At 41.4% G+C, this 26,800-nt stretch carries 23 protein-coding genes and 1 pseudogene; 8 read left to right on the plus strand and 16 right to left on the minus strand.

Features of this window, described 5'->3' with window-relative positions:
• Positions 1 to 384: 384 nt before the first annotated feature.
• The 5 genes from trxA to SanJ4206_RS08465 form a co-directional block, all read right to left on the minus strand.
• Complete coding sequence (gene trxA, locus SanJ4206_RS08445) at positions 385 to 699, minus strand: thioredoxin (protein WP_003032965.1); 315 nt, start codon at positions 697 to 699, stop codon at positions 385 to 387.
• Positions 700 to 934: 235 nt separating this feature from the next.
• Complete coding sequence (locus tag SanJ4206_RS08450) at positions 935 to 2,353, minus strand: C69 family dipeptidase (protein ID WP_004224420.1); 1,419 nt, start codon at positions 2,351 to 2,353, stop codon at positions 935 to 937.
• A gap of 62 nt (positions 2,354 to 2,415) precedes the next feature.
• Entirely contained in the window at positions 2,416 to 4,746 is a 2,331-nt protein-coding gene (locus tag SanJ4206_RS08455; RefSeq protein ID WP_004224418.1) for an endonuclease MutS2, read from the minus strand.
• 60 nt (positions 4,747 to 4,806) lie between these two features.
• Positions 4,807 to 5,355 (minus strand): CvpA family protein, encoded by a 549-nt coding sequence (locus SanJ4206_RS08460; protein ID WP_003039514.1) that lies wholly within the window; start codon positions 5,353 to 5,355, stop codon positions 4,807 to 4,809.
• Positions 5,352 to 5,657, minus strand: a complete 306-nt coding sequence (locus SanJ4206_RS08465) for a hypothetical protein (protein WP_004224416.1) — start codon at positions 5,655 to 5,657, stop codon at positions 5,352 to 5,354. The genes SanJ4206_RS08460 and SanJ4206_RS08465 overlap by 4 nt, the downstream gene beginning before the upstream one ends.
• Positions 5,658 to 5,742: 85 nt before the next feature.
• Between SanJ4206_RS08465 and rnhC the strand changes: the two genes are divergently transcribed.
• The 3 genes from rnhC (at position 5,743) to recD2 (ending at position 9,988) form a co-directional block, all read left to right on the plus strand.
• Positions 5,743 to 6,633 carry a ribonuclease HIII gene (rnhC, locus tag SanJ4206_RS08470; RefSeq protein ID WP_004224413.1) on the plus strand — a complete coding sequence of 297 codons (891 nt, stop codon included), beginning with the start codon at positions 5,743 to 5,745 and terminating at the stop codon, positions 6,631 to 6,633.
• A gap of 3 nt (positions 6,634 to 6,636) precedes the next feature.
• On the plus strand, positions 6,637 to 7,251 hold the full coding sequence (gene lepB / locus SanJ4206_RS08475; protein WP_003028620.1) for a signal peptidase I: 615 nt from the start codon (positions 6,637 to 6,639) through the stop codon (positions 7,249 to 7,251).
• Positions 7,252 to 7,633: 382 nt separating this feature from the next.
• Positions 7,634 to 9,988 (plus strand): SF1B family DNA helicase RecD2, encoded by a 2,355-nt coding sequence (recD2, locus tag SanJ4206_RS08485; protein ID WP_022525468.1) that lies wholly within the window; start codon positions 7,634 to 7,636, stop codon positions 9,986 to 9,988.
• Between the two features lie 44 nt (positions 9,989 to 10,032).
• Here the strand turns inward: recD2 and SanJ4206_RS08490 are convergent, their stop codons facing one another.
• Positions 10,033 to 11,289 (minus strand): ISL3 family transposase, encoded by a 1,257-nt coding sequence (locus tag SanJ4206_RS08490; protein ID WP_157622113.1) that lies wholly within the window; start codon positions 11,287 to 11,289, stop codon positions 10,033 to 10,035.
• Between the two features lie 313 nt (positions 11,290 to 11,602).
• On the opposite strand from SanJ4206_RS08490, the pseudogene SanJ4206_RS08495 reads away from it, so the two are divergent.
• Positions 11,603 to 12,794: pseudogene (locus SanJ4206_RS08495) on the plus strand (IS110 family RNA-guided transposase).
• 322 nt (positions 12,795 to 13,116) lie between these two features.
• On the opposite strand, the gene SanJ4206_RS08500 reads toward SanJ4206_RS08495, so the two are convergent.
• Positions 13,117 to 13,806, minus strand: a complete 690-nt coding sequence (locus SanJ4206_RS08500) for a gamma-glutamyl-gamma-aminobutyrate hydrolase family protein (RefSeq protein WP_003028628.1) — start codon at positions 13,804 to 13,806, stop codon at positions 13,117 to 13,119.
• Between the two features lie 251 nt (positions 13,807 to 14,057).
• Here SanJ4206_RS08500 and SanJ4206_RS08510 point away from each other — a divergent pair, with 251 nt between their 5' ends.
• Complete coding sequence (locus SanJ4206_RS08510) at positions 14,058 to 15,074, plus strand: NAD(P)H-dependent glycerol-3-phosphate dehydrogenase (protein WP_003028632.1); 1,017 nt, start codon at positions 14,058 to 14,060, stop codon at positions 15,072 to 15,074.
• A gap of 27 nt (positions 15,075 to 15,101) precedes the next feature.
• A complete protein-coding gene (gene galU, locus SanJ4206_RS08515) occupies positions 15,102 to 16,001 on the plus strand; it encodes a UTP--glucose-1-phosphate uridylyltransferase GalU (RefSeq protein ID WP_003028634.1) in 900 nt (299 codons plus the stop codon).
• Positions 16,002 to 16,441: 440 nt separating this feature from the next.
• Here galU and SanJ4206_RS08520 read toward each other — a convergent pair whose 3' ends face one another.
• From SanJ4206_RS08520 to tsaB, 5 genes are read right to left on the minus strand one after another with little or no spacing between them, the layout of a single operon-like run.
• Complete coding sequence (locus tag SanJ4206_RS08520; protein ID WP_003028637.1) at positions 16,442 to 16,765, minus strand: AzlD domain-containing protein; 324 nt, start codon at positions 16,763 to 16,765, stop codon at positions 16,442 to 16,444.
• Positions 16,755 to 17,450 (minus strand): AzlC family ABC transporter permease, encoded by a 696-nt coding sequence (locus tag SanJ4206_RS08525; protein ID WP_003028640.1) that lies wholly within the window; start codon positions 17,448 to 17,450, stop codon positions 16,755 to 16,757. The genes SanJ4206_RS08520 and SanJ4206_RS08525 overlap by 11 nt, the downstream gene beginning before the upstream one ends.
• Positions 17,451 to 17,452: 2 nt before the next feature.
• The gene (gene tsaD, locus SanJ4206_RS08530; RefSeq protein WP_003028642.1) at positions 17,453 to 18,466 is read right to left on the minus strand and encodes a tRNA (adenosine(37)-N6)-threonylcarbamoyltransferase complex transferase subunit TsaD; all 1,014 of its coding nucleotides are present in this window, start codon (positions 18,464 to 18,466) and stop codon (positions 17,453 to 17,455) included.
• A complete protein-coding gene (gene rimI, locus SanJ4206_RS08535; RefSeq protein ID WP_003028646.1) occupies positions 18,459 to 18,899 on the minus strand; it encodes a ribosomal protein S18-alanine N-acetyltransferase in 441 nt (146 codons plus the stop codon). The genes tsaD and rimI overlap by 8 nt, the downstream gene beginning before the upstream one ends.
• Positions 18,896 to 19,579, minus strand: a complete 684-nt coding sequence (gene tsaB, locus SanJ4206_RS08540; protein ID WP_003028649.1) for a tRNA (adenosine(37)-N6)-threonylcarbamoyltransferase complex dimerization subunit type 1 TsaB — start codon at positions 19,577 to 19,579, stop codon at positions 18,896 to 18,898. Before tsaB ends, rimI begins: the two co-directional genes overlap by 4 nt.
• A gap of 277 nt (positions 19,580 to 19,856) precedes the next feature.
• On the opposite strand from tsaB, the gene SanJ4206_RS08545 reads away from it, so the two are divergent.
• Together SanJ4206_RS08545 and rnjA are read left to right on the plus strand one after the other, a co-directional pair.
• Positions 19,857 to 20,087, plus strand: a complete 231-nt coding sequence (locus SanJ4206_RS08545) for a DNA-dependent RNA polymerase subunit epsilon (RefSeq protein WP_037582642.1) — start codon at positions 19,857 to 19,859, stop codon at positions 20,085 to 20,087.
• Between the two features lie 3 nt (positions 20,088 to 20,090).
• Positions 20,091 to 21,773, plus strand: coding sequence for a ribonuclease J1 (rnjA, locus tag SanJ4206_RS08550; protein WP_003028658.1), 1,683 nt, complete (start codon positions 20,091 to 20,093; stop codon positions 21,771 to 21,773).
• Positions 21,774 to 21,997: 224 nt separating this feature from the next.
• Here rnjA and gap read toward each other — a convergent pair whose 3' ends face one another.
• The 4 genes from gap to rpsL form a co-directional block, all read right to left on the minus strand.
• On the minus strand, positions 21,998 to 23,005 hold the full coding sequence (gap, locus tag SanJ4206_RS08555) for a type I glyceraldehyde-3-phosphate dehydrogenase (RefSeq protein WP_003026445.1): 1,008 nt from the start codon (positions 23,003 to 23,005) through the stop codon (positions 21,998 to 22,000).
• 521 nt (positions 23,006 to 23,526) lie between these two features.
• Positions 23,527 to 25,608, minus strand: a complete 2,082-nt coding sequence (gene fusA / locus SanJ4206_RS08560; protein ID WP_003028662.1) for an elongation factor G — start codon at positions 25,606 to 25,608, stop codon at positions 23,527 to 23,529.
• Between the two features lie 159 nt (positions 25,609 to 25,767).
• Positions 25,768 to 26,238 carry a 30S ribosomal protein S7 gene (rpsG, locus tag SanJ4206_RS08565; RefSeq protein ID WP_003026449.1) on the minus strand — a complete coding sequence of 157 codons (471 nt, stop codon included), beginning with the start codon at positions 26,236 to 26,238 and terminating at the stop codon, positions 25,768 to 25,770.
• 19 nt (positions 26,239 to 26,257) lie between these two features.
• On the minus strand, positions 26,258 to 26,671 hold the full coding sequence (gene rpsL / locus SanJ4206_RS08570) for a 30S ribosomal protein S12 (protein WP_003026451.1): 414 nt from the start codon (positions 26,669 to 26,671) through the stop codon (positions 26,258 to 26,260).
• Positions 26,672 to 26,800 lie beyond the last annotated feature (129 nt).

Consider the following 26,800-nt stretch of genomic DNA (forward strand, 5'->3'; position numbering starts at 1 on the left):
AAGTTTATCTCGTCCGCCGAGCGGACGGAGTGAACGACAATCAGTTTGCCTTGTCAGCCGCGCGGACGAAATGAAATTGTCTTGTTTGCAATTATTTCCTGCTTAACTTCTAACTTTATTTTTTGAAGATAACTTTGAAAAGAAGGTAGATACAAATGAATAAAAGTACAATAATGACGAATACAGCTACTATTCCAAACGTTCCCATAATTTGACCGCCCCTTCTGATTGAAACAATCTTTCTTCATTTTCATTATAGCATCGATTTGTGCATTTTTCTATTGGCAAAAGGGTGTGGATGACGAAAGTGAATTTACGTCAAAAATACTCTTCTAATCTTAAAAAGAGAAAAGACTTGAAACTTTCGTTCAAGCCTTTTCTTTTTTAACTTAATTCGGCTACAATAGCTTTTAATTGTTCTTTGGTATGAACACCGACAACTTGCTTCACCACTTGCCCGTCTTTCTTGAAGATGAGGGTCGGGATTGACATGATTCCAAATTCACTTGGTGTATTTGGGTTGGCGTCCACGTCCATTTTGAAAATCTTCAATTCGTCTTCATGCACTTCTTCGGCTAATTTTTCCAAAATCGGTGCCTGCATGCGGCAAGGACCACACCATGCTGCCCAAAAGTCAATGAGGACAAGTCCGTCTTTTGTTTTTTCTGCAAAGTTTGCATCTGTAACTGCTGCTACCATATTATTCTCCTCTGACGATGACCGATGTCATCGCTCTATTTCATTTCTTGACATCATTCTACACTAAAAGGAAGCATTTGCAAAATATTTGCTACGGAGCGAAAAGCTCCTCCGCAGATTAGCGTTCAATCATTCCGAAAATAAACTTCTATCCGTTGGAAATTACCTGAGACAAATCTTCTGTAATATCAGAATTTACTACGGAGTGAAAAGCTAACTCCTCTCATTCCATAGGTTAGTCGCTCAAAGAAAAATGATTGGTCATCAGATTGCTGGCGTCTAGCAAGATTTTATTCAGAAGTTGGTCCGTTGCTTCTTGAATCTTATCGCTTAGGGCTTGATTTTCTGCTTCAAAATCAACTATTTCTCCCTTTTCCAAGGCACAATCCACGCGCCCTAACATTTCATGTCCCAAAGCCATAGTCGTTTCCTGATAATCATCCAAATCTCCCAGATGACTAGAAAAATGCGCGTCAGCCAAAGCAGCGATTAAGCGATTTGTCCAATAGAACGAATCCGTAGAGACTTTCTCACCTGTATTCGCAAAATAAGTCGGCGTCGTAGAAATTTGAGTAAAGAAAGGAACGGCTGTATTGTAAGGCATAGAGCCATAGGACAACCATTGAATACCCGTCGTTTCCTGGGGTTTATTGGGTCTCAACTGCAAGATAGATGTTTGACTTGTGCGGTTAATCCCAATCGTGCGGAAAGTCCGCTGGCTGTGAGGTGTGCCTTCTAAGCCATAAGGGTCATAAGGAGAGTCTTGGTAATGGCTGCTAAGGACATACTTGACATCTTCAATCGTGATTTTGCGGTAGGGTTTTTGACACCAAGGAAGGAAAAAGGAGCGCGGGTCTTGCTCGATTTCTGGATTGAGAAAACGCTGAATATCCCAAGCACGCGGTGTATTGTAATGACGGTCTTTGTCACGCTGGCTGCCAAAAGCATAGCGCGGATTGAAAGATTCCCCGTCATAGTTGAGATTCAAATGATTGCGACGAATAAAGTCTTTCAAATCAGAATCACAGAGGAAATATTCTGGATTGTCAAACTCAAAATAATCCATTCCCAGCTGGTTTGGATTGGTCACATAGGCGTCATCTGGCACACGGCGAGCTATCCAATGATGTCCGCCGATTGTCTCCAACCACCAAATTTCATCCACGTCAGAAAAGGCAATCCCGTTTGACTCATAGGTGCCGTATTCTTCAAGAATCTTCCCTAAGCGCAACACACCCTCACGTGCCGTTTTGATATAAGGCAGCACCAAGGTCAGCATATCTTCTTCTCCGATACCAGTCGCCACCAAAGGATCTGCTCCCAGCACTCGGCTATTGGTGGTAATCGTCTCGGTCTCGCTCATGGCTACATTGTAGACATTGATACCAGCTTCACCCCAAATCCCGTCTTTTGCAAGAGCGTCCGGTACACTGGTGTAGCGAACTGGATTGTCCGGCAAATCTATCTCAAAACTTGACAGCACTGATTTATAATGCCGCGGCTGATCTTCTGGGTTAACAACAATAAATTTCTTGGGCGTAAACACACCATTTTGCGAATCCTCTGTACGTGCAATCATAGTTGAACCATCATAACTCGCTTTTTTCCCAACCAGAATCGTTGTACAAGAATCTTGTATTCCTTTTTGTCTCATAAATGTTTCCTCTTTTCAATCTTTCTTCTTTACCATGAACAGTTTTGTTCACCAACTCTGCATTACTTAAACACCACAATCGTCGCTCCGCTGCCACCAGCATTTTGCGGTGCATAACCAAAACTCTTGACATGCTTATTGCGGCGGAGATATTTGGTGACGCCTTCGCGAATGACGCCAGTCCCAATCCCGTGAATAATGTCCACCTGAGCCATATTGTTGAGCAAGGCTTGGTCAATAAAAGCGTCCAACTCTTGCATAGCTTCTTCGTAGCGCTTGCCTCGCAAATCCAGTCTGGCTCTTGGCCCACTTGTTGTCGTTCGTTTCACCACATTGACCTGCTTTTTCTTGGGCTGTTCTTTTTCAGCTTTGAGCAGGTTAAACTCTGCTTCCTCCAAAGTCATTTTAATGAGCCCAACTTGTGCTTCCCAGCGGCCGTCCTTGAGCTGATTGACAAGCGTCCCTCTCTGACCGTAGCTAATTACCAGAATATCGTCTCCCACCTTTGGTTTCCGTGCTTTTTTAGCTTGTTTCAGCACTTTATTCTGTGACAAGTCCACCGTTTCCGGAGCTAATTTTTTCAGCTGGCTTTTAGCTTCGATAATCTCATGCGGTTTGAGACTAGACTTATCATGGAGATTTTTGAGAATCGTATCACTCTCGGTCAGCGCCACATCAATGATTTCCTGCGCTTCCAATCTTGCCTTATTGAGTTCGGTTTCTTTCTCTCGGTTAAACTCATTGTAAAGTTTTTTGAGTGCTCGGTTAAATTTGAGATTTTCTTGCTCCACCTCACGGATATTGTCTAAGCGCTTACGGCTTTCCAAGGTCTGCTCTTCCAAGCGCTCAATAACGCGATTGACATCGCTGTCCGTGTCAGTCAATTCTTGAGCATCCTTGACCACTCTATCAGACAGACCTAAACGCCTTGCAATCTCAAAAGCATTGGAGCGACCCGGCACTCCCTGCATAAAACGATAAGTCGGTCTTAGGCTATCTGTATCAAACTCCATGCTGGCATTTTGCACTCCCTCAGTCTCAATCCCATAGGCTTTGAGCTCTGGGTAGTGGGTCGTCGCCATTGTCTTGACCTGTCGTAGCCGCAAGTCCTCAAGAATTGCCATAGCAAGAGCTGCTCCTTCCTGCGGATCGGTTCCAGCTCCCAGCTCGTCCAAAAGCACCAAAGAATTTTCGTCTGACTGCTCTAAAATGGCAACAATATTGGTCATGTGGCTAGAGAAAGTCGATAAGCTCTGCTCAATAGACTGCTCATCTCCAATGTCCGCAAAGATTTGGTCAAAAATCCCCACTCGGCTCCCTTCATCTGCCAAAATAGGCAGACCGGACTGCGCCATAAGCTGAGCCAAGCCTAGGGTTTTGAGCATAATCGTCTTTCCGCCTGTATTGGGTCCCGTGATGACAATCTCAGTCAAATCCGCCGCAAAGTACAGGTCATTGGCTACTGCATTTTCTATCAGGGGATGAGCAACATGGAGCAGTCGAATATTCTGACGGTCAGACAGCTTGGGTACTACCGCTCCTCTCTCCTGCATAAAACGCACCTTAGCTCGAACAAAGTCTAGATGTCCGATAATCCAAGCATTATTGGTAATTTCAGCAGCATGCGGACGAATGCGTTCTGATAACTCTTGCAGAATCCGCAAAATCTCATAGCGCTCGTCTGCACGTGCATTGGTGATTTCTTCATTGAGATTGACCACTGCCCGCGGCTCAATATACACCGTGTTTCCACTGGCAGAAATATCATGCACCACGCCTGAGATACGATGGCGGAATGTATTTTTGACCGGCAAAACATTGCGACCGTTTCGACTGGCTACTACTTGATCTGCTAACATATCGCCCTTGGTTTTGAGAATATCTTGCAAAATATCTCTCACTTGAACTTCATTTTCTTGAATTTTTCGGCGAATGCGAGCCAAAGTATCACTCGCAAAACTTTCAACAAATCCGCCTTCATTGATCGCTTGCAGCGCTCCTTGCAGGCTCGGAAAAGGAACCAGATTTTCAAAAAGTCGGTTCAATCTTTGCAACTCAACATTTTCCAAATCCTCATAAAAATCAGTCAATTCTTGCGTGACAGCCAGAACCCGCTTCAGAGCGAGAAATTCTTCAATGTTTAAGTCGCCTTCCAGCTCCAAGCGCTTGGTCAAGCCCGTAATGTCTTGGGTCGCAGCTAGACTAAAATGCGGATGCTGTACAAAAATCTGCTGCATGTCCGTCATTTCTAAGAATGCTGTCTCCAGCCTTTCCTGTTTATTGGATGGGAACAGCTGCTGCAATTCCAAGCACCCTTGTTCTGTCAGAAGATAGGGTTCAAAGAGCGCCTTGATTTTCCCAAATTCTAATGTTTCTAAAATTTTTCTATTCATATTCTTATCTTTCCTGATGAAAAAGAAACTCAGCTAGCACCACCAACTGAGTCTTTGTATTTATCCGATGATTTTGGTCACCCAGAGTTGTTTCAACATTCCTGAAGTAATTGGTGTGTGACTGATGATAAAACGAGCTAAACCACTGGCATTGAGATGATTTTGAACAAGTGGTAAGGGAATCGTTGCTAAAACGGTCAGCAGCATTTGAATTCCAAATAAAGTGACGCAAACAGCTAAAGCACCACTAGCAACATTGTACCAACGCTCATTGGCTTTCTTGTTTGGCACCAAGTGAATAAAAATCCCAATAAAACGGGCTATGCTATAAACAATCGTATAAACTGCTAAATAAGCCAGACCGGCATAAAAAACCTTATCCAACTGGAACAATTGGCTGCTGGGAAAGAAATAGGTAAATGTTCCTTCCTGTGCACTGGCGTAGGGAACTAAAAGATTGATTTGTTCACCCAGAGATTGGTACAGTTGCCCTGCAATAATTGCTGAAATAACCGCCGAAACAGTATAATAAGCCTGCAAAACAATTCCGCGCGAATAGCCAATGTAAAAACTCCAAGCTAAAATCAGCAAAATTACTAATGAAATCATAGGGCGCCCTCTTGCTCACTTACCTTTTGCTTGTTGGCTTCTAGCACTTTTTTACGAAGTTCTTCCAGCTCTTGCTCCTTGTCATCGAACTCAATCTCACGTGACAATTGCGTCGCTAAACTATTAACCGCCAGCAAAATAGCTAATGTTTCATCATCTGCCGCAGGCATCTTCTCTTTAATTGCGTGATATTTTTCTGTCGCAACCTTTTCAACTTCTTCCATGAATAAATTATCGTGTTCTGTTGTTAAGGTTACACTCTTCTTTCCGAAAGTAAATTTGTATCGATTTAAGTTTGCCATAAAATCACCTCAAAATATTATACCAAAAGGAAGAGATTTTGTCAGTTTTTAAAGAAATTTATAACTTTTATGGTACAATAACAATATGGAAAGTATTACCTTGCAACCAAGCGAGAGACAAATTCAAGATTTTGTCACACAATATCAGACACAGCTTGTCGCTAGCAAAAATCCCTACATTCGCTATCTTTTTAAGCTTGATAAGGCAACTGTCTCCGTCTATACTTCAGGAAAAGTCCTCTTTCAAGGGGAAACAGCCGGACAGGCAGCAGAATTTTTTGGCTATCAAGCGTCCAAAGAAAAAACGACATCTCATCGGCAAAATTGTCCTCTGATTGGAACAGATGAGGTGGGAAATGGCTCTTATTTTGGCGGGCTCGCTGTTGTGGCTTCTTTTGTCACACCAGAGCAGCATGATTTTTTACGAAAATTGGGCGTTGGCGATTCTAAAACCTTAACAGACCAGAAAATCAGGCAAATCGTTCCTCTGTTGAAAGAAAAAATCCAGCACCAAGCTCTGCTATTGTCCCCGAAAAAATACAACCAAGTTATCGCTTCTGGCTACAATGCGGTGTCTGTCAAGGTTGCCCTTCACAATCAAGCTATTTATCTGTTACTACAAACGGGAGTGCAACCAGAAAAAATTGTCATTGATGCCTTCACGAGCGACAAAAATTATCAAAAATATCTCCAGCAGGAAAGCAATCGCTTTTCAAATCCTATTACATTAGAGAAAAAAGCAGAAGGGAAATACTTAGCCGTAGCAGTCAGTTCCATGATTGCACGCGACCTCTTTTTAGAAAATCTTGAAAATTTAAGCCAAGAGCTCGGCTACGAATTGCCTAGCGGAGCAGGAGCAAAGTCCGATAAAGTCGCAAGTCAGCTTCTTCAAGCCTATGGTATGAAGAGTTTAGAAGTGAGTGCGAAACTACATTTTAAAAATACTGAAAAAGCAAAAAAACTTCTAGAAAGGTAAGTTATGCAAGCAAAATCAACTACTTTTTCAAAATTTATGAAAGAATGGGGATTTTTTATCCTCTTTATGGCCGTTCTTTTCTTATCACGCGCCTTTTTCTGGGTTCCTGTCAAGGTAGACGGGCATTCAATGGATCCAACCTTAGCTAATGGAGAGTATTTATTTGTTGTCAAACACCTGCCTGTCAATCGCTTTGATATTGTCGTTGCAAGTGAAAAAGACGAAGATGGAAAAACCAAGCAAATTGTCAAGCGGGTGATCGGTCTTCCTGGAGACACTATCCGCTACGAAAACGACCAATTGTATGTAAATGGCAAAAAGACCAACGAATCTTATCTTAACAATTACCTCACGAAGTTTAAAGATGATAAATTGCAGAAAACCTATTCCTACAATAGTTTCTTCCAATCTTTAGCAGACAAAGCTCAAGCCTTTACGCAGGACGCAAACGGCAACACTAGTTTCACTATTGAAGTTCCAAAAGGCGAATACCTGCTCTTAGGAGACGACCGTCTTGTTTCAAAAGACAGCCGTCAGGTAGGAACCTTTAAAGCCAGTCAATTGCAGGGCGAAGCAAAATTCCGCTTCTGGCCTTTGAATAGAATTGGCACTTTTTAATCCCAAACAAGTCTATTTTGATTCGTTGGAGGTGGACAAAAAGTGTTCCAGCTTCTATCAGATTTAGGAATAAACGAATAACGCAGCTTCAACAATCTAGTGAATTGTTGAAGGTTGGAAATCAGACTTGTGAAGCAAGCCACCGTGATTGCTCAAAGCACTGCTTTGAGGTGGCAGATAAAACTTGCGAAGCAAGTATCAAAGCTGTTCGCTTTTCAAGCTTGGAAGAGCACCTTTGACGAAAACTTCGTTTTCTTCATTTGCAACCTTAAACAGCTTGACAACTGTTTAAGCACCTTGTGGGGGTGGGACTACGAACTAAAAATTTTTGATTTTTAGTTCTGTTCCACTCCCATTCTTTTAACATTGATACAGGAAGATGATGGAATTTTACTTTTCAGGCACTATTGAACGCATTATTTTTGAAAATCCCAGCAGTTTCTTTCGGATTCTGCTGTTAGATATTGACGACACCGATGCAGATTTTGATGATTTTGAGATTATTGTCACAGGCACCATGGCGGATATTATGGAGGGCGAAGACTATACTTTTTGGGGAAACCTCGTGCAACACCCTAAATATGGGGAACAGCTCAAAATAACACGCTATGAGCGGGCAAAGCCAACCAGCAAAGGCTTAGTCAAATATTTTTCAAGCGACCATTTTAAAGGGATTGGTGTAAAAACAGCGCAAAAAATCGTGGATCTCTATGGCGATAACACGATTGACAAAGTTTTAGCAGAGCCAGAAAAATTAAAGGATATTGCAGGTCTTTCTGCCAAAAATCGCGAAGCCTTTCTCACGAAACTAAGACAAAATTACGGTACCGAGAGAATCCTTGCCAAGCTATCTGAATACGGTATCCCCAACAAACTAGCTTTTCAAGTGCAAGATTTCTACAAGGAAGAAACCTTAGAAATCGTGGAACACTATCCTTACCAATTGGTAGAAGACATTCAAGGAATTGGTTTTAAAATTGCCGACCAACTGGCACAAAGCTTAGGGATTGAAGGTACCGCTCCAGAGCGTTTTCGTGCTGGGTTGCTTCACACGCTCCTCACTCAATCTATGGAAAAAGGCGACACCTATCTTGAAGCAAAAGAACTTCTGGAACATACGATTGAACTCCTCGAAAGTTCCCGTCAGATTGAGTTAGACCCAAGTTCTGTTGCGGATGAGCTGGCACATTTGATTGAAGAAGATAAAGTTCAAAATATTGATACAAAGATTTTTGAAAACAGTCTCTTTTTTGCCGAAGAAGGGATTCGTAGCAATCTCTTGCGCATTTTAGAAAAAGGGAAGCAAAACAAGTTTGAACCGAAAAAGATCGAAGCTGCTATTGCTCAAATCGAAAATGAGTTTGCCATTTCCTATGATGTGACTCAAAAACAAGCAATTTGTGACGCTATCAATCACAAAATTTTTATCCTAACGGGTGGCCCTGGAACAGGAAAAACGACCGTCATCAATGGAATCATTGCTGTTTATGCTCTGCTGAATGGGTTGGATTTGCGCAAATCTCAGGATTTGCCTATCCTGCTAGCAGCTCCTACTGGGCGTGCTGCCAGACGCATGAATGAATTAACAGGGCTTCCAAGCGCTACAATTCATCGGCATTTAGGCATGACAGGAGACGACGACACCAGCCATTTAGACGATTATTTGGACGCAGACTTTATTATTGTGGACGAATTTTCAATGGTAGATACTTGGTTAGCCAATCAACTCCTCAGCAACATTTCATCAAACACCAAACTCCTAATCGTCGGAGATGCCGACCAACTACCCTCTGTCAGTCCTGGACAAGTGTTAGCAGATTTGCTGAAAATCCCTCTTCTTCCGCAGACCAAATTAGAAAAAATTTATCGACAAAGCAAAGACTCTACTATCGTCACCTTAGCCAGTCAGATTCAAAAAGGCATTCTGCCACCTGATTTTATAGAAAAAAAAGCTGACCGTTCTTATTTTGAAGCGCGCAACGAGCATATTCCACAGATGATCGAGCGCATCGTAGAGGCTGCTCTCCGCAGCGGCATTCCAGCTCAAGATGTGCAGGTGCTTGCGCCTATGTACCGCGGACAGGCTGGGATTGACCACATCAATCAACTCATGCAAAATCTAATCAATCCTGTCGAAACAGAACAAATCATTTTTGAAGCAACTGATTGTCAATATCGACAAGGCGACAAGGTGATTCATCTGGTCAATGATGCGGAAAGCAATGTCTTTAACGGCGATTTGGGTTATATCACTGATTTGCTGCCAGCAAAATATACGGACTCTAAACAGGACGAGCTGACTATCAACTTTGATGGCAATGAAGTCATTTACCCACGCAGCGAATGGTATAAAATTCGTCTGGCATACGCTATGAGTATCCACAAATCTCAGGGTAGTGAATTTCCTGTAGTCATTTTACCGATTACATCCAGCAGCCACCGTATGCTGCAACGCAATCTTATCTATACTGCTATCACCCGTGCCAAGAGCAAATTGATTCTTCTTGGGGAAAAGTCTGCCTTTGACTTTGCTGTCAAAAACACTGGCACAGCTCGCAATACCTATCTAATCCAACGCTTTTCAGACCTCCTAACTGATGAAAAAGTTATACACACTTCTGTGAATAATTTGGAAACAACTGTGGAAAAATATATCTTGACTGAGGAAAATTTCTTGAAAATCAACCCTATGATTGGAATAACGGATGAGGATATTCAAAATGTTTTTGGAGAATGATAGAAAAAAGTAGCTCTTTGTCAACTGTAGTGGGTTGATGTCAGCTAAGCTTTAGAGAGGACGAGATTCGTTCTCTCTCTTTTGATGTTCAAAGCGATGAGAATGCGTTTCTTAAAGTTGTCAAAGTTCCTGAATCCAAAAGCGTTGCGCTTAATGACCTTGATGAGATTGTTTAGTGCTTCCAGCTTAGCGTTGGAGTAGGGTAGTTCCAAGGCGTTGGTAATCTTGTCTCTGTCCTTCAGGAAAGTCCGACAGACGGTTTGAAAAATTGGGTGAACAGCTGAAAGATTCTCCTCAATTAGGTCAAAGAAATGATTAGTTTGCTTTTCCTGAAAGTGAAAGAGCAGAAGCTGATAAAGCTCATAGTGCTGTCGAAGTTGGTCCGAATAGCTGAGCAGCTGATGGAGAATCTCCTGATTGGTTAAATGCGCCCGAAAAGCTGGCCTGTAAAAACGCTTATGGCTGAGCTTGCGGCTGTCCTGCTGGAGGAGTTTCCAATAGCGTTTGAGGGCTCGGTATTCCTGAGATTTTCGGTCGAATGGGTTCATGATTTGGATGCGGACACGGTTCATAGCTCGGCTGAGGTGCTGGATAATGTGGAAACGATCGAGAACAATTTGGGCATGCGGGAAAAGCTGCTTGGCCAGCTGATAGTAAGGACTGAACATGTCCATGGTCATCACTTTGACCCTCATACGAACCTGTCTAGGATAGCGTAGAAAATGGTTTCTAATGACCGCTTGGGTTCTGCCGTCCAGGATGGTTAGGACCTCATTGGTATTAAAATCCTGAGCGATAAAGCTCATCTTCCCTTTCTTGAAGCTATACTCATCCCAGCTCATAATTTCTGGCAGTTTCTGCCAGTTGGTTTCAAATTTGAATTCCTTGAGCTTGCGAATGACGGTTGAAGTTGAGATCGAGAGCCTGTGCGCAATATCAGTCATGGCTTGCTTCTCAACCAATAATTGAGCGATTTTTTGTTTGACTGCAGCGGCAATCTGGTGATTTTTCTGGACGAGGGAGGTTTCAGCGACGGCCATTTTTCCACAGTTTTTACAGCGAAAGCGCCGCTTTTTGAGTCGGATAAGGGTTTTGTATCCTGCTGTCTCCAGATAAGGGATTTTAGAAGGTTTCTGGAAGTCGTATTTGGTCATCTGTCCCTTGCAGGCAGGGCATGGAGGGGCATCATAGTCAAGGTGGGCCAGGATTTCTTTGTGAGTACCGGCATCAAAAAGATTGTCTATTTTGATATTTTGGTCTTCAATTCCAAGAAGTTTTGTGATAAAATCGAGTTGTTCCATATGAGTCTTTCTAATGAGTAGTTTCGTCGCTTTTCATTATAGGTCATATGGGACTTTTTTTCTACATAAAACATACTAAGATTAGTAGTGAGGAAATCTCCGACGGGAGATGGTACTCACTGCTTTTTCTTTATGTTAAAGTAGAGGTGTCTTGTTAAGTCGTGGGTGTTTTTGACGCTAGACGTCGTACAAAAAACTAGCAAGACACCTGTTTTAGTGGGAATCTGTTCAAAGTATGTGGGACGCTTGACGTCGTGTATTGAAAATGACATCACTAAAATAAGGTATCATTCAAGACAAAGAGGGAATTATCATGCGGACTGTGTTTGGAATTGATATGAGCAAGGCAAGTTCAGAGGTGGCTATTTTAGTCAACAGTGAGACGGTTCATGGCTACACCATGCCCAACGATACCATTGGATTCCGCCGTCTCTTGGAAGACCTGAAGCAAGTCCAAACACCAGAGATTGTTTTTGAAGCTACAGGAGCGGCTCCAAGCTTTTCTGGAGGAAAAGGGCTACACTTATACACGGCTCAATCCTTTGGAAACTAAGAAGCAACTGGATAGCCTGCGAGTTCGTAAAACAGATAAGATTGACGCTGAAAAACTAGCACAATCTCAATTTGTGCTCAATCGTAAACCGACCTATGTTCAAGAGGAGGTTTATCAAGACTTGCGGGATTTGAGTCGTTTCTATCAGAATCTGACAGAGGATACCGTTCGTACTAAGAACCGCCTTCACAAAGTACTGCAAGTGACCTTCCCAGAAATAGAGTCTATTTTATCAGCGCCAACAGGTGAACAATACTGGCAGCTGGTGAGGGCATTCCCATGCAAAGCTTTCGTCTTAGACTTGTCCGAGGAGGACTTAGCCGAAATCATCCACCAATCCACTTCAAAGCGGATTTCTGATAAACGAGTGGAATATCTCGTTGATAAACTGATTGGGTTAGCCAAACAGTCTTATTGTGCTGCCAAGAAAAACTCTCCAATGATTGAAGAGGTTCGTTACTATGCAGGAGAACTCCAACGATTGACCGAACGCAGACAGACTATCTTAGACAAAATGGTAGAGCTGGCCAAACCTCTACCAGAATACGAGATTCTTCTCTCCATCCCTGGTATCGCTGAAACAACCGCCACCTCTATCATAGGCGAATTAGGAGATATTCGCCGTTTTCAGTCTCCCAATCAAATCAACGCCTTTATTGGAATTGATCTGAGACACTACGAATCTGGAAACTTTCTGGCTCAAGAACATATCACCAAGCGGGGCAATCCTTATGCCAGAAAGATTCTCTTCAAGACCATTCACAACATTGCTTCGGCCAGTCATACCAATCCTTGCCACATTGCGGACTTTTATGAGAAACGAAAAAGACAATCGCAGACGACTTCAACTAAGCCTCATACGATTGCCTCAATGCATCGCCTCATAAGGACAATGTATTACCTCATTACGCATAACAAACTTTACGATTACACTTTAACCCAAAATCATTAAAGCCGTCTATGCTCTATCATTGTAACACCTTATGAAAAAAATAGCTAGATAAGGTGTTGTTTTTGTGTACTCTTTTTCCAATCAAAAGAGCCGAAAAGGGCTAGGATAAACTATTAAAATCAAATCAATCATCAATTCTTTGACTGAAAAACATTGAATTGCTTGACAAATGGTAGAAAAAAGACCACCTCTTTGGTGGCCCTTATAGGGAGATTATTATGAAAAAGTTTAGGATTTCTATCAAATAAAGTTAGGAGGTCTTCATTTGATGATGTTATTATAAAATGATTTTCTTAAATGAAGCTTAAGCCGTATTTTAAATTTACAATTTCTGCAAAAGATACTGAAAAAGTTCTAGATTTCCTTTTTCTTCATTGACTAAAAACTCTGGGTGCCATTGAAGCCCAATGATGCGACTATCATCTAGCGACTCAATCGCTTCAATGGTTCTATCCCTAGGATCAAAAGCTGTTGCGCGAAAATTAGGCGCCAAATCTTTAATACTTTGTCGGTGGACAGAGTTAATCTGACTAGCACGACCGAACAATTCTTCAACAATGCTGCCTTTATCAGTTTGAATAGAGTGAGAAGTTCCAAAAGGTAAGCCCTGCCAATGGTTGTCAATATGCTGATTCAGCGTTCCACCAAAAGCAACATTGACTAGCTGCAAGCCTCGACAAATCGCCATAATTGGTTTTTCCTGTCGAATAGTTTCTGCTAACAGAGCCAGCTCAAACTCGTCTCGCACCATATTGTAATCATCACTCTCAATCGTCTGCTTTTCTCCGTAAAAAGTGGAGTGCACATGTTGTCCGCCAGACAAAATCAATTTATCAATACTTTCAACATAATCCCTCACCAAATTTTTGTCACCAACAGGGATAATCATAGGCAATCCGCCAGCGATTCTGATACTCTCAGCAAATTTACTAGAAACGGACGAGTGAATATTTTTACCTTCCTTATCAACAGGACAAAGATTAGCGGTCACTCCAACTATCGGTCTGCTCATACGATTCCCTCCTCATTGATATACACAAGCTTACCACTTCCTCAGCTAGTCGTCCAATTGATTTTTTTAAAGGTTGTGATAAATAGTTTTTATACTAGCTACAATTCCTGCCTCATTACACTCTTTTTATGCACTTTAATCAGACTTTATTCTTATAAAATAATAACTTATAAAAACAAGCTGCTACTAAACAAGAAATTTATCGCTTTCTATGGTAAAATGAAATTAGAAAACTCTATAAGGAGAAGAACATGAAAAAACAAACAGTTGCTGTTTTAGGCCCTGGTTCATGGGGTACTGCCTTGGCACAAGTATTAAATGACAATGGACATGAAGTTCGCATTTGGGGCAATATTGCTGAACAAATTACTGAAATCAACGAGCACCACACTAACAAACGTTATTTTAAAGATATTGTTCTTGATGAAAAGATTACAGCGTATTACGACTTAAAAGAAACCCTTGATGGCGTGGATGCTATCCTTTTCGTCGTTCCAACCAAGGTTACACGTCTTGTAGCCAAACAAGTCGCCGAGGTGCTTGATCATCCAGTTAAAATCATGCACGCTTCAAAAGGACTCGAACCCGATACTCACAAACGACTTTCCATAATTTTAGAAGAAGAATTATCTCCAAATTTACGAAGCGAAGTGGTTGTCGTATCTGGACCAAGCCATGCTGAAGAAACTATCGTTCGTGATATTACTCTTATCACAGCAGCTTCAAAAGACTTAGAAGCAGCAAAATATGTTCAAGAACTTTTCAGCAATCACTACTTCCGTCTCTACACTAATACAGATGTCATCGGCGTAGAAACAGCCGGCGCACTAAAAAATATCATTGCTGTCGGAGCAGGTGCCCTTCATGGTCTCGGTTACGGTGATAATGCAAAAGCTGCGATTATCACACGCGGCTTAGCAGAAATTACTCGTCTTGGCGTCAAACTTGGTGCTAGTCCCTTAACATATAGTGGCTTATCCGGAGTAGGAGATTTAATTGTCACAGGAACCTCCGTTCACTCACGTAATTGGCGCGCTGGTGATGCTCTTGGTCGTGGCGAAAAGTTAGAAGATATTGAAGCCAACATGGGCATGGTTATCGAAGGCATTTCCACCACCAAAGCTGCTTACGAACTCGCACAAGAACTGGGTGTCTATATGCCAATTACTCAAGCAATCTATCACGTGATTTATGAAAGCCTTAACATAAAAGACGCCATTTATGATATAATGAATAATGAATTCAAAGCTGAAAACGAATGGTCGTAATTAGCTACTACAAAAAAGGAGGGTCATATGACTCAAGTAAGAAAAGCTGTTATCCCTGCTGCTGGACTTGGAACTCGTTTCTTGCCAGCCACAAAAGCGCTCGCAAAAGAAATGCTGCCTATTGTTGACAAACCAACTATTCAATTTATCGTTGAAGAAGCGTTAAAATCCGGTATCAAAGACATTCTGGTTGTAACTGGAAAATCCAAACGCTCCATTGAAGACCACTTTGATTCAAATTTTGAATTGGAGTACAACCTCAAAGAAAAAGGTAAATCTGATCTTTTAAAACTCGTAGATGAAACGACTGGTATCGGTCTTCATTTCATTCGGCAAAGCCATCCACGTGGGCTTGGAGACGCTGTTTTACAAGCCAAAGCTTTCGTTGGGAATGAACCTTTCGTTGTCATGCTAGGTGATGACCTAATGGACATTACAAATGACAAAGCAGTACCACTTACCAAGCAATTGATGAACGATTACGAAGAAACACACGCTTCAACTATTGCTGTCATGAAAGTGCCACACGACGAAGTTTCTTCTTACGGTGTTATTGATCCACAAGGTGAAGGAGTAAATGGGCTCTACAGCGTTGAAACTTTTGTTGAAAAGCCAAAACCAGAAGACGCACCAAGTGATCTCGCCATTATCGGACGCTACCTACTGACGCCTGAAATCTTCTCCATCTTAGAAACACAAAAGCCAGGTGCCGGAAATGAAATCCAGCTGACAGATGCTATTGATACTCTCAACAAAACACAAAGAGTATTCGCTCGTGAGTTCACAGGTGACCGTTATGATGTCGGCGACAAATTTGGCTTTATGAAAACATCTATTGACTATGCCCTCAAACATCCTCAAGTCAAAGACGATATGAAGCAATACATTATTGAGTTAGGCAAGAAATTAGACAAAAAAGAAAACTAACAGATAGCTGTGATGGGTGGCACCTATTCCTAATCAATTGTTCCAAGGAACTCTAATTGATTAAAATCAAAAGCGCTTTTCCAATCACTATATTTGTTGGGAAAACAATAGCTTGTAAAAGGCAGGGAAAATATAATCCCTGCCTTACTTTTTGATATCCAAAATTCTTAACGAAGTAGATAATTGCTCAAAGCACTGACTTGAGGTTATAGATAGAGTTTGCGAAGTAAGTCTCAATACTGCTTTTGGCAGACTCGGGAAAAAAACCTTTGGAAATGAAAATAGTAACCGCAAATCTACTTTACAACAAACTCTCATTGTACCCAATCTAAATAAAAAACTCATTAAAATTCTGAATGGTCTGTTTTAGGTCTTAAACGGTCATTTTTAACTAAAACTCCGCTTTAGTGATTTTCTAAGACAGAGTTATTTCTATAAAGTTAAAAGATAAATCGCAGAATAGCTACCAATATCACACCAAAAATCACGGTCACTACTAAGTTACGATAGCGAAAAGCAATATAAATTGTTGGAAAGACAGCTATTAAATCTAGCCATTTAAAGGTTGGCAACTGCCCTATCTTCCCATTTGTAAGGCTGGATAAAATCAATGCAAAAATAATAGAGACTGGTAAATACTGTAAAAATCGTTCTACAACTTTAGGTAAGCCGCGATATTTTACCAAGATAAAAGGAGTCACCCGCGCTAGCCACGTCACCAAGGCTGAGAGAAGAATGGCGACAAATATATAATTATTTATCATCTAGTATTACCCCCACAGCACAGCCTAATAAGGTTGAAAATAACACAGCTAATGAAGAAGAGATTACCATTATCAGAGCAAAGAATGACAAAGTGACCACAACTAAAATCACCAAAAGTTTTTGAAGTTTTGTTTTATGGAGCATCACTAAAAATTGGGAAGAAAAAATCCCAATAAACATGCCCACCAGCGCAAAATCCAAGCCAAACATTTCTGGATTTGGCAAAAGACTTCCTAATGTCGTTCCGACCACAGATCCGACAATCCAAGCAAGGTAGCTCGTAATGTTATTGCCGTACATCCACTGAAGCGAAATATCCTTTGTATGGACACGCTCACTTAGTAAAACGCCGTATGTTTCATCTGTCAAGAGTATTCCGATACCGATATTTTGCAATAGACCGGCATGCCGAAAAAAGGTTGATGTATGAAGGCTCAGCAAAAACAACCGCAAATTGATTAAAAAAACTGTCAGAGCAATAGCTGTTACCGGTGCGTGAATCGCAAGAAGTGCTAGCATAGCAAACTGAGCACTTCCTGCATAGACTAAACTGCTCATGAGTGCCATTTCAAGAGGACTGACATAAGAGGCACCAATAATTCCACAAGCTAGTCCAATACTAATATACCCAAGAGCCGTTGGCATCGCTGCCTTAGCCCCATCCTTAAAACTTTTTCCAATCATATTTATTCTTCCATTGTGTCAAATGCCAGACTTGGCTTAGCATTCAAGCTCAATGTTGCAAGATTCCCTTTGTTCCACTCACTGACGCTCGCATAAGCAATCATTCCTGCATTGTCCCCACAGAGACGCAAAGGCGGTATGATTACCTTGATATCTGTCATTTCAGCTACTAAACGTTCACGTAAACCTTGATTAGCAGCAACACCTCCCGCAACGACCAGAGTCTTGACTGGATATTTTTCCAGAGCTTTCTTAGTCTTGGCCATGAGAATATCCATGACCGCTGCCTGAAAACTTGCTGACAAGTCTTGATTAGACAAGACTTCTCCCTTTTGCTGGGCATTGTGGTGCAGGTTGATAAAGGCCGACTTGAGACCGGAAAAAGAAAATTCCAGATTGTCTTCCTTGATCATGGCCCGCGGAAAATCATAAATATCCTGTCCTTTATGGGCCAATTCATCTATCTCACGCCCTGCTGGATAAGTCAATCCCATCACACGACCAACTTTATCATAAGCTTCTCCAACTGCATCATCGCGTGTTTCCCCGACAATCTGATAATCACCAGCCCGACTGACATAGACCAGCTCAGTATGACCGCCGCTGACCAAGAGAGCCAGCAAGGGAAATTCCAAAGGCTCCACGCTCTGGGCTGCCATCAGATGACCTGCCATATGATTGACAGGAATAAGCGGTAAATGATGTGCCCACGCAAAAGACTTGGCAGCTGCCAGCCCGACCAAAAGAGCACCGACTAGTCCCGGTCCATAAGTTACTGCTACTGCAGTCACTTCTTTTTCTGTAATCCTAGCCTCCGCAAGAGCCTCCTCAATGCAAGCCGTGATAACTTCCACATGGTGACGGCTAGCCACTTCCGGTACCACGCCACCAAAACGTTTATGGCTCTCAATCTGGCTCGCAATAACATTGGATAAGAGTTCAGCGTCATTCTTTAAAACCGCTACGCTAGTCTCATCGCAGGAGGTCTCAAAAGCTAAAATATATTTATCATTCATTGTTTTCTCTTTTCATTACGATCGCATCTTCCATTGGCTCATGATAGTAATTCTTACGCCGAGCGATTTCTATAAATTTCTCTTTTTTGTAAAATAGCAGAGCTGCTTTGTTGGATTCTCGCACTTCGAGGAAAATCTCTTTGTCAATTGGCAGATGTTCAAACAAAGCGGTCGCAATTTTTTGTCCTTGATAGGCTTTCTTAACCGCAATTTGTAAAACTTCTGCTTCAAAGTCCGACTCTTGAAAAGCCAGAAACCCGATTAAATTTTGGGCTTCTAAAGCCAAAACATAAACCGACAAAGGATTTTGTAAATCTTTCTCAATCTGCTCTATATTCCAAGGACTGACAGCATACACATCTTTCAATACTTGGTAAATTTGCTCCGCTAAATTAGCAACCCGCTTTTTTTCATCTTTTTTAATCTCAATCATAAGCGCTTGATGTAAGAATCGTTCGTTTCTTGATGGTTTTTGAGCCAATTCTCTTCTGCTTCCACTCGCTTGAGGTAATTCGGCACGAAATCATGAACAGAACGAGCTGATAGTTGCAGACCGATTTTAGCAAGGAGCACAGTGCTTGGCAGGGTTGCTTTGATAAGAGCTGCTGGCAAAGCGGATTGAATCTGCTCCACAAAATTTTCCACTTCTCCTACAAAAGTTACCTGAGAAGCAGACTTGGCTTTTTCTAAAACTTCTTCAAAAGATAAATGAGCTTCCGGCTGAGTTGCTCTGCCATTTTCATAAAAACCAGCATAGACATTGTTTCGTCTAGCATCCATGAGAGGAATGACCAAGCCGTCAATGTCCTCTGGCACCAGAATCCGCAAGCTAGAAACTCCCACCAAATCTATTTTAAGCGTATGTGCTAACGTTTTGGCCGTTGCCACAGCAATTCGCAAACCTGTATAACTACCAGGACCTTCTGCAACTACAATGCGACCTAAGTCACTTGGTTTCAAATCCAAACTTTCCATTAAAAAATCAATAGCCGGCATCAATGTAACGCTATGATTTTTCTTAATATTTATCGTCATCTCAGCAAGCAACTTATCATCTTCTAAAATCGCAATTGCTAAGGCTTTGCTGGATGTGTCAAAAGCTAAAACTTTCATTCTTATCTTTCCTTTGTGACAATCTACTTTCTATTATACTACAAAAAATACGGATTTCCTTAATATGATTTCCAAAAAAACAAGACCTTTTGAAAATCGCTTTCCTAGATTTTCTCACTTCTTTCTTTTACTAAATAACCTTTTTATGATATAATGATTGTAATTGTAACGTATCAAAATCAATCTATTACTCGGAAAATCAAATAGATGAAGACCGCCCTTGAAAATAAGGTGGCTATTTTCTGGTAGATTGATCATGAATGAGAAAGGAATTGAAATGATTTACAAAGTTTTTTATCAAGAAACAAAAGAACGCAATCCACGTCGGGAAAACACGCATTCTCTCTACTTGGATATTGACGCCAAAAACGAATTAGAAGGACGCATCAAAGCCCGGAAACTCGTCGAAGAAAAAACACCTTACAATGTTGAATTGATTACACTTTTGTCTGACAAACATTTAGAATACGAAAAAGAATCAGGCAACTTTACAATTACGGAGCTCTAAACCATGTCATATACTTTAAAATCCGAAGAAGTCGGTGTATTTGCCATTGGTGGTTTAGGAGAAATCGGGAAAAATACCTACGGGATTGAATACCAAGATGAGATTATCATCGTTGATGCAGGGATTAAATTTCCTGAAGATGACCTCTTAGGGATTGATTATGTCATTCCTGACTATTCTTATATCGTAGAAAATATTGACCGTATCAAAGGAGTGTTAATTACTCACGGTCATGAAGACCACATCGGAGGGATTCCCTTCCTTCTCAAGCAAGCAAATGTTCCTATTTATGCTGGACCACTTGCCCTTGCACTGATTCGTGGTAAATTGGAAGAGCACGGACTTTTACGTGACGCTAAACTCTACGAAATCAATCAAAATACCGAACTTCAATTTAAAAATTTAAAAGCAACCTTCTTCCGCACAACTCACTCCATCCCAGAGCCTTTGGGAATTGTCATCCACACACCTCAAGGGAAAATTGTTTGTACGGGTGACTTCAAGTTTGACTTTACACCTGTTGGCGAGCCAGCAGATTTGCATCGAATGGCAGCACTTGGTGAAGATGGTGTTTTAGCACTTCTTTCTGACTCCACCAATGCAGAAATTCCAACTTTCACAAATTCCGAAAAAGTCGTTGGTCAGTCTATCATGAAAATCATTGAAGGCATTCACGGGCGGATTATTTTTGCCTCCTTTGCCTCAAATATCTTCCGTCTCCAACAAGCTGCGGATGCTGCGGTTAAAACTGGCCGGAAAATTGCTGTTTTTGGACGTTCAATGGAAAAAGCCATTGTCAACGGAATTGAACTAGGTTATATCAAAACCCCAAAAGGGACGTTCATTGAACCAAATGAAATTAAAGACTATCCCGCAAACGAAATCCTAATCATGTGTACAGGAAGTCAGGGGGAACCGATGGCAGCCCTTTCACGCATTGCGAATGGAACCCATCGTCAAGTCCAACTCCAACCAGGTGATACAGTGATTTTCTCTTCTAGTCCTATCCCCGGAAATACTACTAGTGTCAATAAGCTCATCAACACCATTTCAGAAGCTGGCGTTGATGTTATCCATGGAAAAATCAATAACATCCATACATCTGGACACGGTGGACAACAAGAGCAAAAATTGATGCTCCGTTTGATAAAACCTAAGTATTTCATGCCAGTCCATGGTGAATACCGCATGCAAAAAGTTCATGCTGGACTTGCAATGGATACAGGCATCCCTAAAAAGAATATCTTTATCATGAGTAATGGAGACGTCCTTGCTTTAACTGCCAATTCGGCTCGCATCGCAGGAAGTTTCAATGCCCAAGATATTTATGTTGACGGTAATCGTATCGGAGAAATCGGTGCTGCAGTCCTCCGCGACAGACGTGACCTTTCCGAAGATGGCGTTGTCCTTGCAGTAGCTACCGTTGACTTTAAATCAAAAATGATTTTGGCTGGTCCCGATATCCTTAGTCGCGGTTTTATCTATATGCGTGAATCAGGCGATCTCATTCGTCACAGCCAGCGTATTCTTTTCAATGCGATTCGTATTGCATTAAAAAATAAAGATGCTAGCATTCAGTCAGTCAATGGTGCTATCGTAAATGCTCTCAGACCATTTTTATATGAAAACACGGAGCGTGAGCCCATTATCATCCCAATGATTTTAACACCAGATGAAGAAATCTAACAATACAATCCTTACATAGTAAAAAAAACAACTTGATTTAGGTAAAGTCAAGTTGTTTTTATTGTAGCTTGGTCATAACGACCAAACGAGTGGAAACTCTGGAGTTTTATCAACATTCTAATTTGATTTTTATATATATTCAACTCCCAACTTCCACAAGTCTGAACCGAGGAGCGAATGACAACAAAAAAGAGAGGCGAACCCCTCTTCTCTATACTGATGAATTATTTAGCGATTTTTGCAAAGTATTCAAGAGTACGTACAAGTTGTGCAGTGTATGACATTTCGTTATCGTACCAAGATACAACTTTCACCAATTGTTTTCCGTCAACATCAAGAACTTTAGTTTGAGTTGCATCAAACAATGAACCAAATGACATACCTACGATATCTGAAGATACGATTGGATCTTCTGTGTAACCGTATGATTCGTTAGCTGCTGCTTTCATAGCTGCATTTACTTCATCAACAGTAACATTCTTTTCAAGAACAGCAACCAATTCAGTAACTGATCCAGTTGGAGTTGGAACACGTTGAGCTGAACCATCAAGTTTACCGTTCAATTCTGGGATAACAAGACCGATAGCTTTAGCAGCACCAGTTGAGTTAGGAACGATGTTTGCAGCACCAGCACGAGCACGGCGAAGGTCACCTTTACGATGTGGACCATCAAGGATCATTTGGTCACCAGTGTAAGCGTGGATTGTTGTCATCAAACCTTCAACGATACCGAAGTTGTCTTGAAGTGCTTTAGCCATTGGAGCCAAGCAGTTTGTAGTACATGAAGCACCTGAGATAACTGTTTCAGTACCATCAAGAACATCGTGGTTAGTGTTAAATACGATTGTTTTAACATCGTTTCCGCCAGGAGCAGTGATAACAACTTTCTTAGCTCCACCTTTAAGGTGTTTTTCAGCTGCATCTTTCTTAGCAAAGAAACCAGTTGCTTCCAAAACGATTTCTACACCGTCAGTAGCCCAGTCGATTTGTTCTGGGTCACGTTCAGCAGAAACTTTAACGAATTTACCGTTAACTTCGAATCCACCTTCTTTAACTTCCACAGTACCGTCGAAACGACCTTGAGTTGTGTCATATTTCAACAAATGTGCAAGCATAACTGGATCTGTAAGGTCGTTGATACGAGTAACTTCAACACCTTCTACGTTTTGGATACGACGGAATGCAAGACGACCGATACGACCGAAACCGTTAATACCAACTTTAACTACCATTCGTGATTTCCTCCTTATGAAAATCAAAAAATTTTTATGTGAAAAGAGTAACTTGAGTTGCTACAAATCACCTTTCAACATATCTATTATATACTTTATCCCTTAAAATTGCAACTGATTTCAGCATTATTAACAAGGAATATCATTTCTTTCAAAGATTTTCATTTCTCTTTCATTTCCGGAAGCTAAGTGGAAGATATGCAAAAAGAGAGTGGGACAGAAATCAGTAGTTTCGTAGAAACTTGATTTCATCGTCCCACCTCTGTACGGTTGAGTAGGGCTGTACAAGTTGATTTATCAACGTATTAGAGTCCCACTCAGCAGTGATTGATTGGCGCTAAAGCGCCTAATCAACTGTGCATGGGAAACTCTACATTGACTAAAGTCAATAGAGCTTCTCCAAACTACTGCGTTTTATAATTCTGACTATATAAACAAAGGAAGCTGAGTACATTGTCCCAGCTTCCTTTGTTTATAAAAAACGCCCGCAATTACGGTGCGGACGTATGGGCTTGACTTGATTAAGCCTCACCTTTGTTTTTCTTAATAATTTCTTCTTGTACTGACTTCGGTACATCTTCGTAGTGGTCAAATACCATCATGAAAGTACCGCGTCCTTGTGATGCTGAACGAAGAACTGTTGCATAACCGAACATTTCAGCAAGTGGAACATAAGCACGAACGATTTGGCTGTTACCATGAGCTTCCATACCATCAACACGTCCACGACGAGCTGTTACGTGTCCCATAACATCACCGAGGTTTTCTTCTGGTACAGTAATGGTAACAAGCATCATTGGTTCAAGAATGGCTGGTTGCGCAGTCTTAGCAGCTTCTTTAAGAGCAAGAGAGGCAGCAACTTTGAAGGCTGTTTCTGATGAGTCGACATCGTGGTATGAACCATCATACAGTTTTGCTTTCACGTCAACGATTGGGTAACCAGCAAGAACACCATTTGCCATTGACTCAATCAAACCTTTTTCTACAGCTGGGATGAATTCACGTGGAACGACACCACCAACGATAGCATTTTCAAATTCAAAGCCTTTTCCTTCTTCGTTTGGAGTAAATTCAATCCAAACATCACCGAATTGACCTTTACCACCAGATTGACGTTTGAAGAATCCACGTGCTGATGTTTGGGCACGGAAGGTTTCACGATAAGATACTTGAGGAGCACCTACGTTTGCTTCCACTTTGAATTCACGACGCATACGGTCTACAAGGACATCCAAGTGAAGTTCACCCATACCAGAGATAACTGTTTCACCAGTTTCAACGTTAGTTTCAACGCGGAAAGTTGGGTCTTCTTCAGCCAATTTTTGAAGGGCAATACCCATCTTGTCTTGGTCAGCTTTTGACTTAGGTTCAACCATCAATTGGATAACTGGTTCTGGAACTTCAATCGATTCAAGGATAATTTTTGCCTTTTCATCTGTCAATGAGTCACCAGTTGTAGTATCTTTCAAACCAACAGCTGCAGCGATATCACCTGCGTAAACAGTTTCGATTTCGTTACGGTGGTTAGCGTGCATCTGCAAGATACGTCCGATACGTTCACGTTTTCCTTTAGAGGTATTCAAAACGTATGAACCTGAGTTCAAGACACCTGAGTACACACGGAAGAAAGTCAAACGACCAACAAATGGGTCTGTCATAATCTTGAAAGCAAGTGCTGCAAATGGTTCGTCATCAGATGCAGGACGAGTTTCTTCTTCTTCAGTATCTGGATTTACACCCTTGATAGCTGGAATGTCAAGTGGGCTTGGAAGGTAGTCAATAACTGCATCAAGCATCATTTGAACACCTTTGTTCTTGAAAGCAGAACCAGCAAGGACTGGGAAGAATTCAACATTGATAGTTGCTTTACGGATGGCAGCTTTTAGTTCTGCTTCAGTAATTTCTTCCCCTTCAAGGTATTTCATCATCAAGTCTTCATCAGTTTCAGCAACTGCTTCTACCAATTTTTCACGCCATTCTTGGGCTTGTTCAAGATAATCAGCCGGAATATCTTCTTCAAGAATATCTGTTCCAAGGTCATTTGTATAGATTTCAGCTTTCATGCGAACCAAGTCAATGATACCACGGAAATCATCTTCTGCACCGATTGGTAATTGAATTGGATGAGCATTTGCTTGAAGGCGATCGTGAAGAGTGCTTACTGAGTAAAGGAAGTCTGCACCGATTTTATCCATTTTGTTAGCAAATACGATACGTGGAACGCCATATTCAGTTGCTTGGCGCCAAACTGTTTCCGTTTGAGGTTCAACACCTGATTGTGAATCAAGAACAGTTACAGCACCGTCCAATACACGAAGTGAACGTTGTACTTCAATAGTGAAGTCCACGTGTCCTGGTGTGTCGATAATATTGACACGGTAATCTTTCCATTGTGCTGTTGTTGCAGCAGATGTGATGGTGATACCACGTTCTTGTTCTTGTTCCATCCAGTCCATTTGTGAAGCACCTTCGTGTGTTTCACCAATTTTATGGATTTTACCGGTATAGTAAAGAATACGTTCAGTCGTTGTTGTTTTACCAGCATCGACGTGAGCCATGATACCGATGTTACGAGTTTTTTCAAGTGAAAATTCGCGAGCCATTTGGTTGTTTCTCCTATTATTTTATTTACAGTTTATTATAACATATTTTAAGAAAAGCGAGTAGGCAAATCCTACCCGCTTGTTGATTACTCATGCTAATTAGTAAGAGTACTAAGCCTTTGAAAGAGCTTTTGCAATTCTCTAAAAAGAGAAGCAATCTTACCAGCGGAAGTGAGCAAAAGCACGGTTAGCTTCAGCCATACGGTGAGTATCTTCACGTTTTTTAACAGCTGCACCAGTATTGTTAGCTGCATCCATGATTTCTTTTGCAAGGCGATCTTGCATAGTGTGTTCTCCACGTGAACGTGAAATAGTTACCAACCAACGAAGTCCAAGAGTTGTACGACGTTCTGGACGAACTTCAACTGGGACTTGGTAGTTAGAACCACCGACACGGCGAGCACGTACTTCAAGTACAGGCATGATGTTTTCCATAGCTGTTTCAAATACTTCAAGTGCATCATTTCCAGTAGCTTCTTTGATTTGCTCAAAAGCACCATATACGATTGAAGCTGCTGTACCACGTTTACCATCAAGCATAACGCGGTTGATAAGACGTGTCACTAATTTTGAATTGTAGAGCGGATCTGGCAATACTTCGCGCTTAGGCGCACGGTTTTTACGACTCATTGATCTTTATCCCCTTTCCTTATGCTTTTGGTTTTTTCGTACCGTATTTAGAACGGCCTTGTTTACGATCAGTTACACCTGCAGTATCAAGTGCACCACGAACGATATGGTAACGTACCCCTGGAAGGTCTTTTACACGTCCACCACGAAGAAGCACAACGCTGTGTTCTTGCAAGTTATGTCCGATACCTGGGATATATGCAGTTACTTCGATCAGATTGCTCAAACGTACACGAGCAAACTTACGAAGAGCTGAGTTCGGTTTTTTAGGTGTCATAGTACCAACACGAGTTGCTACACCACGTTTTTGTGGTGAGTTTTCACGAGTAGGTACACGCTTCAAACTATTATAACCAACGTTTAAAGCTGGTGATTTAGATTTTTCTACTTTTGATTTACGCGGTTTGCGAACCAATTGGTTAATTGTAGGCATCTACATTTCTCCTGTATTTTTTTAATTTTGGTGATGATACACTTGGTGACAGCTATCATCTGTGTGTACTTTTGCAACATTTGTCAGCACGTCTCTGTACACTTTTGAGAGACCAAAAGTAAAAAGTAC

It is taken from the genome of Streptococcus anginosus (genome assembly GCF_001697145.1).
Taxonomy (GTDB): domain Bacteria; phylum Bacillota; class Bacilli; order Lactobacillales; family Streptococcaceae; genus Streptococcus; species Streptococcus hominis.

Excerpts from the sequence above, each read along its gene's own strand:
- rpsG (WP_003026449.1), bottom strand. The coding sequence starts at position 26,238 with ATGAGTCGTAAAAACCGTGCGCCTAAGCGCGAAGTATTGCCAGATCCG.
- rnhC (WP_004224413.1), top strand. The coding sequence starts at position 5,743 with ATGGAAAGTATTACCTTGCAACCAAGCGAGAGACAAATTCAAGATTTT.
- gap (WP_003026445.1), bottom strand. The coding sequence starts at position 23,005 with ATGGTAGTTAAAGTTGGTATTAACGGTTTCGGTCGTATCGGTCGTCTT.
- lepB (WP_003028620.1), top strand. The coding sequence starts at position 6,637 with ATGCAAGCAAAATCAACTACTTTTTCAAAATTTATGAAAGAATGGGGA.
- tsaD (WP_003028642.1), bottom strand. The coding sequence starts at position 18,466 with ATGAATGATAAATATATTTTAGCTTTTGAGACCTCCTGCGATGAGACT.
- SanJ4206_RS08490 (WP_157622113.1), bottom strand. The coding sequence starts at position 11,289 with ATGGAACAACTCGATTTTATCACAAAACTTCTTGGAATTGAAGACCAA.
- recD2 (WP_022525468.1), top strand. The coding sequence starts at position 7,634 with ATGGAATTTTACTTTTCAGGCACTATTGAACGCATTATTTTTGAAAAT.
- SanJ4206_RS08450 (WP_004224420.1), bottom strand. The coding sequence starts at position 2,353 with ATGAGACAAAAAGGAATACAAGATTCTTGTACAACGATTCTGGTTGGG.
- galU (WP_003028634.1), top strand. The coding sequence starts at position 15,102 with ATGACTCAAGTAAGAAAAGCTGTTATCCCTGCTGCTGGACTTGGAACT.
- rnjA (WP_003028658.1), top strand. The coding sequence starts at position 20,091 with ATGTCATATACTTTAAAATCCGAAGAAGTCGGTGTATTTGCCATTGGT.
- trxA (WP_003032965.1), bottom strand. The coding sequence starts at position 699 with ATGGTAGCAGCAGTTACAGATGCAAACTTTGCAGAAAAAACAAAAGAC.
- SanJ4206_RS08525 (WP_003028640.1), bottom strand. The coding sequence starts at position 17,450 with ATGATTGGAAAAAGTTTTAAGGATGGGGCTAAGGCAGCGATGCCAACG.
- SanJ4206_RS08500 (WP_003028628.1), bottom strand. The coding sequence starts at position 13,806 with ATGAGCAGACCGATAGTTGGAGTGACCGCTAATCTTTGTCCTGTTGAT.
- SanJ4206_RS08465 (WP_004224416.1), bottom strand. The coding sequence starts at position 5,657 with ATGGCAAACTTAAATCGATACAAATTTACTTTCGGAAAGAAGAGTGTA.
- SanJ4206_RS08510 (WP_003028632.1), top strand. The coding sequence starts at position 14,058 with ATGAAAAAACAAACAGTTGCTGTTTTAGGCCCTGGTTCATGGGGTACT.
- SanJ4206_RS08545 (WP_037582642.1), top strand. The coding sequence starts at position 19,857 with ATGATTTACAAAGTTTTTTATCAAGAAACAAAAGAACGCAATCCACGT.
- SanJ4206_RS08460 (WP_003039514.1), bottom strand. The coding sequence starts at position 5,355 with ATGATTTCATTAGTAATTTTGCTGATTTTAGCTTGGAGTTTTTACATT.
- tsaB (WP_003028649.1), bottom strand. The coding sequence starts at position 19,579 with ATGAAAGTTTTAGCTTTTGACACATCCAGCAAAGCCTTAGCAATTGCG.
- rimI (WP_003028646.1), bottom strand. The coding sequence starts at position 18,899 with ATGATTGAGATTAAAAAAGATGAAAAAAAGCGGGTTGCTAATTTAGCG.
- rpsL (WP_003026451.1), bottom strand. The coding sequence starts at position 26,671 with ATGCCTACAATTAACCAATTGGTTCGCAAACCGCGTAAATCAAAAGTA.
- SanJ4206_RS08520 (WP_003028637.1), bottom strand. The coding sequence starts at position 16,765 with ATGATAAATAATTATATATTTGTCGCCATTCTTCTCTCAGCCTTGGTG.
- fusA (WP_003028662.1), bottom strand. The coding sequence starts at position 25,608 with ATGGCTCGCGAATTTTCACTTGAAAAAACTCGTAACATCGGTATCATG.
- SanJ4206_RS08455 (WP_004224418.1), bottom strand. The coding sequence starts at position 4,746 with ATGAATAGAAAAATTTTAGAAACATTAGAATTTGGGAAAATCAAGGCG.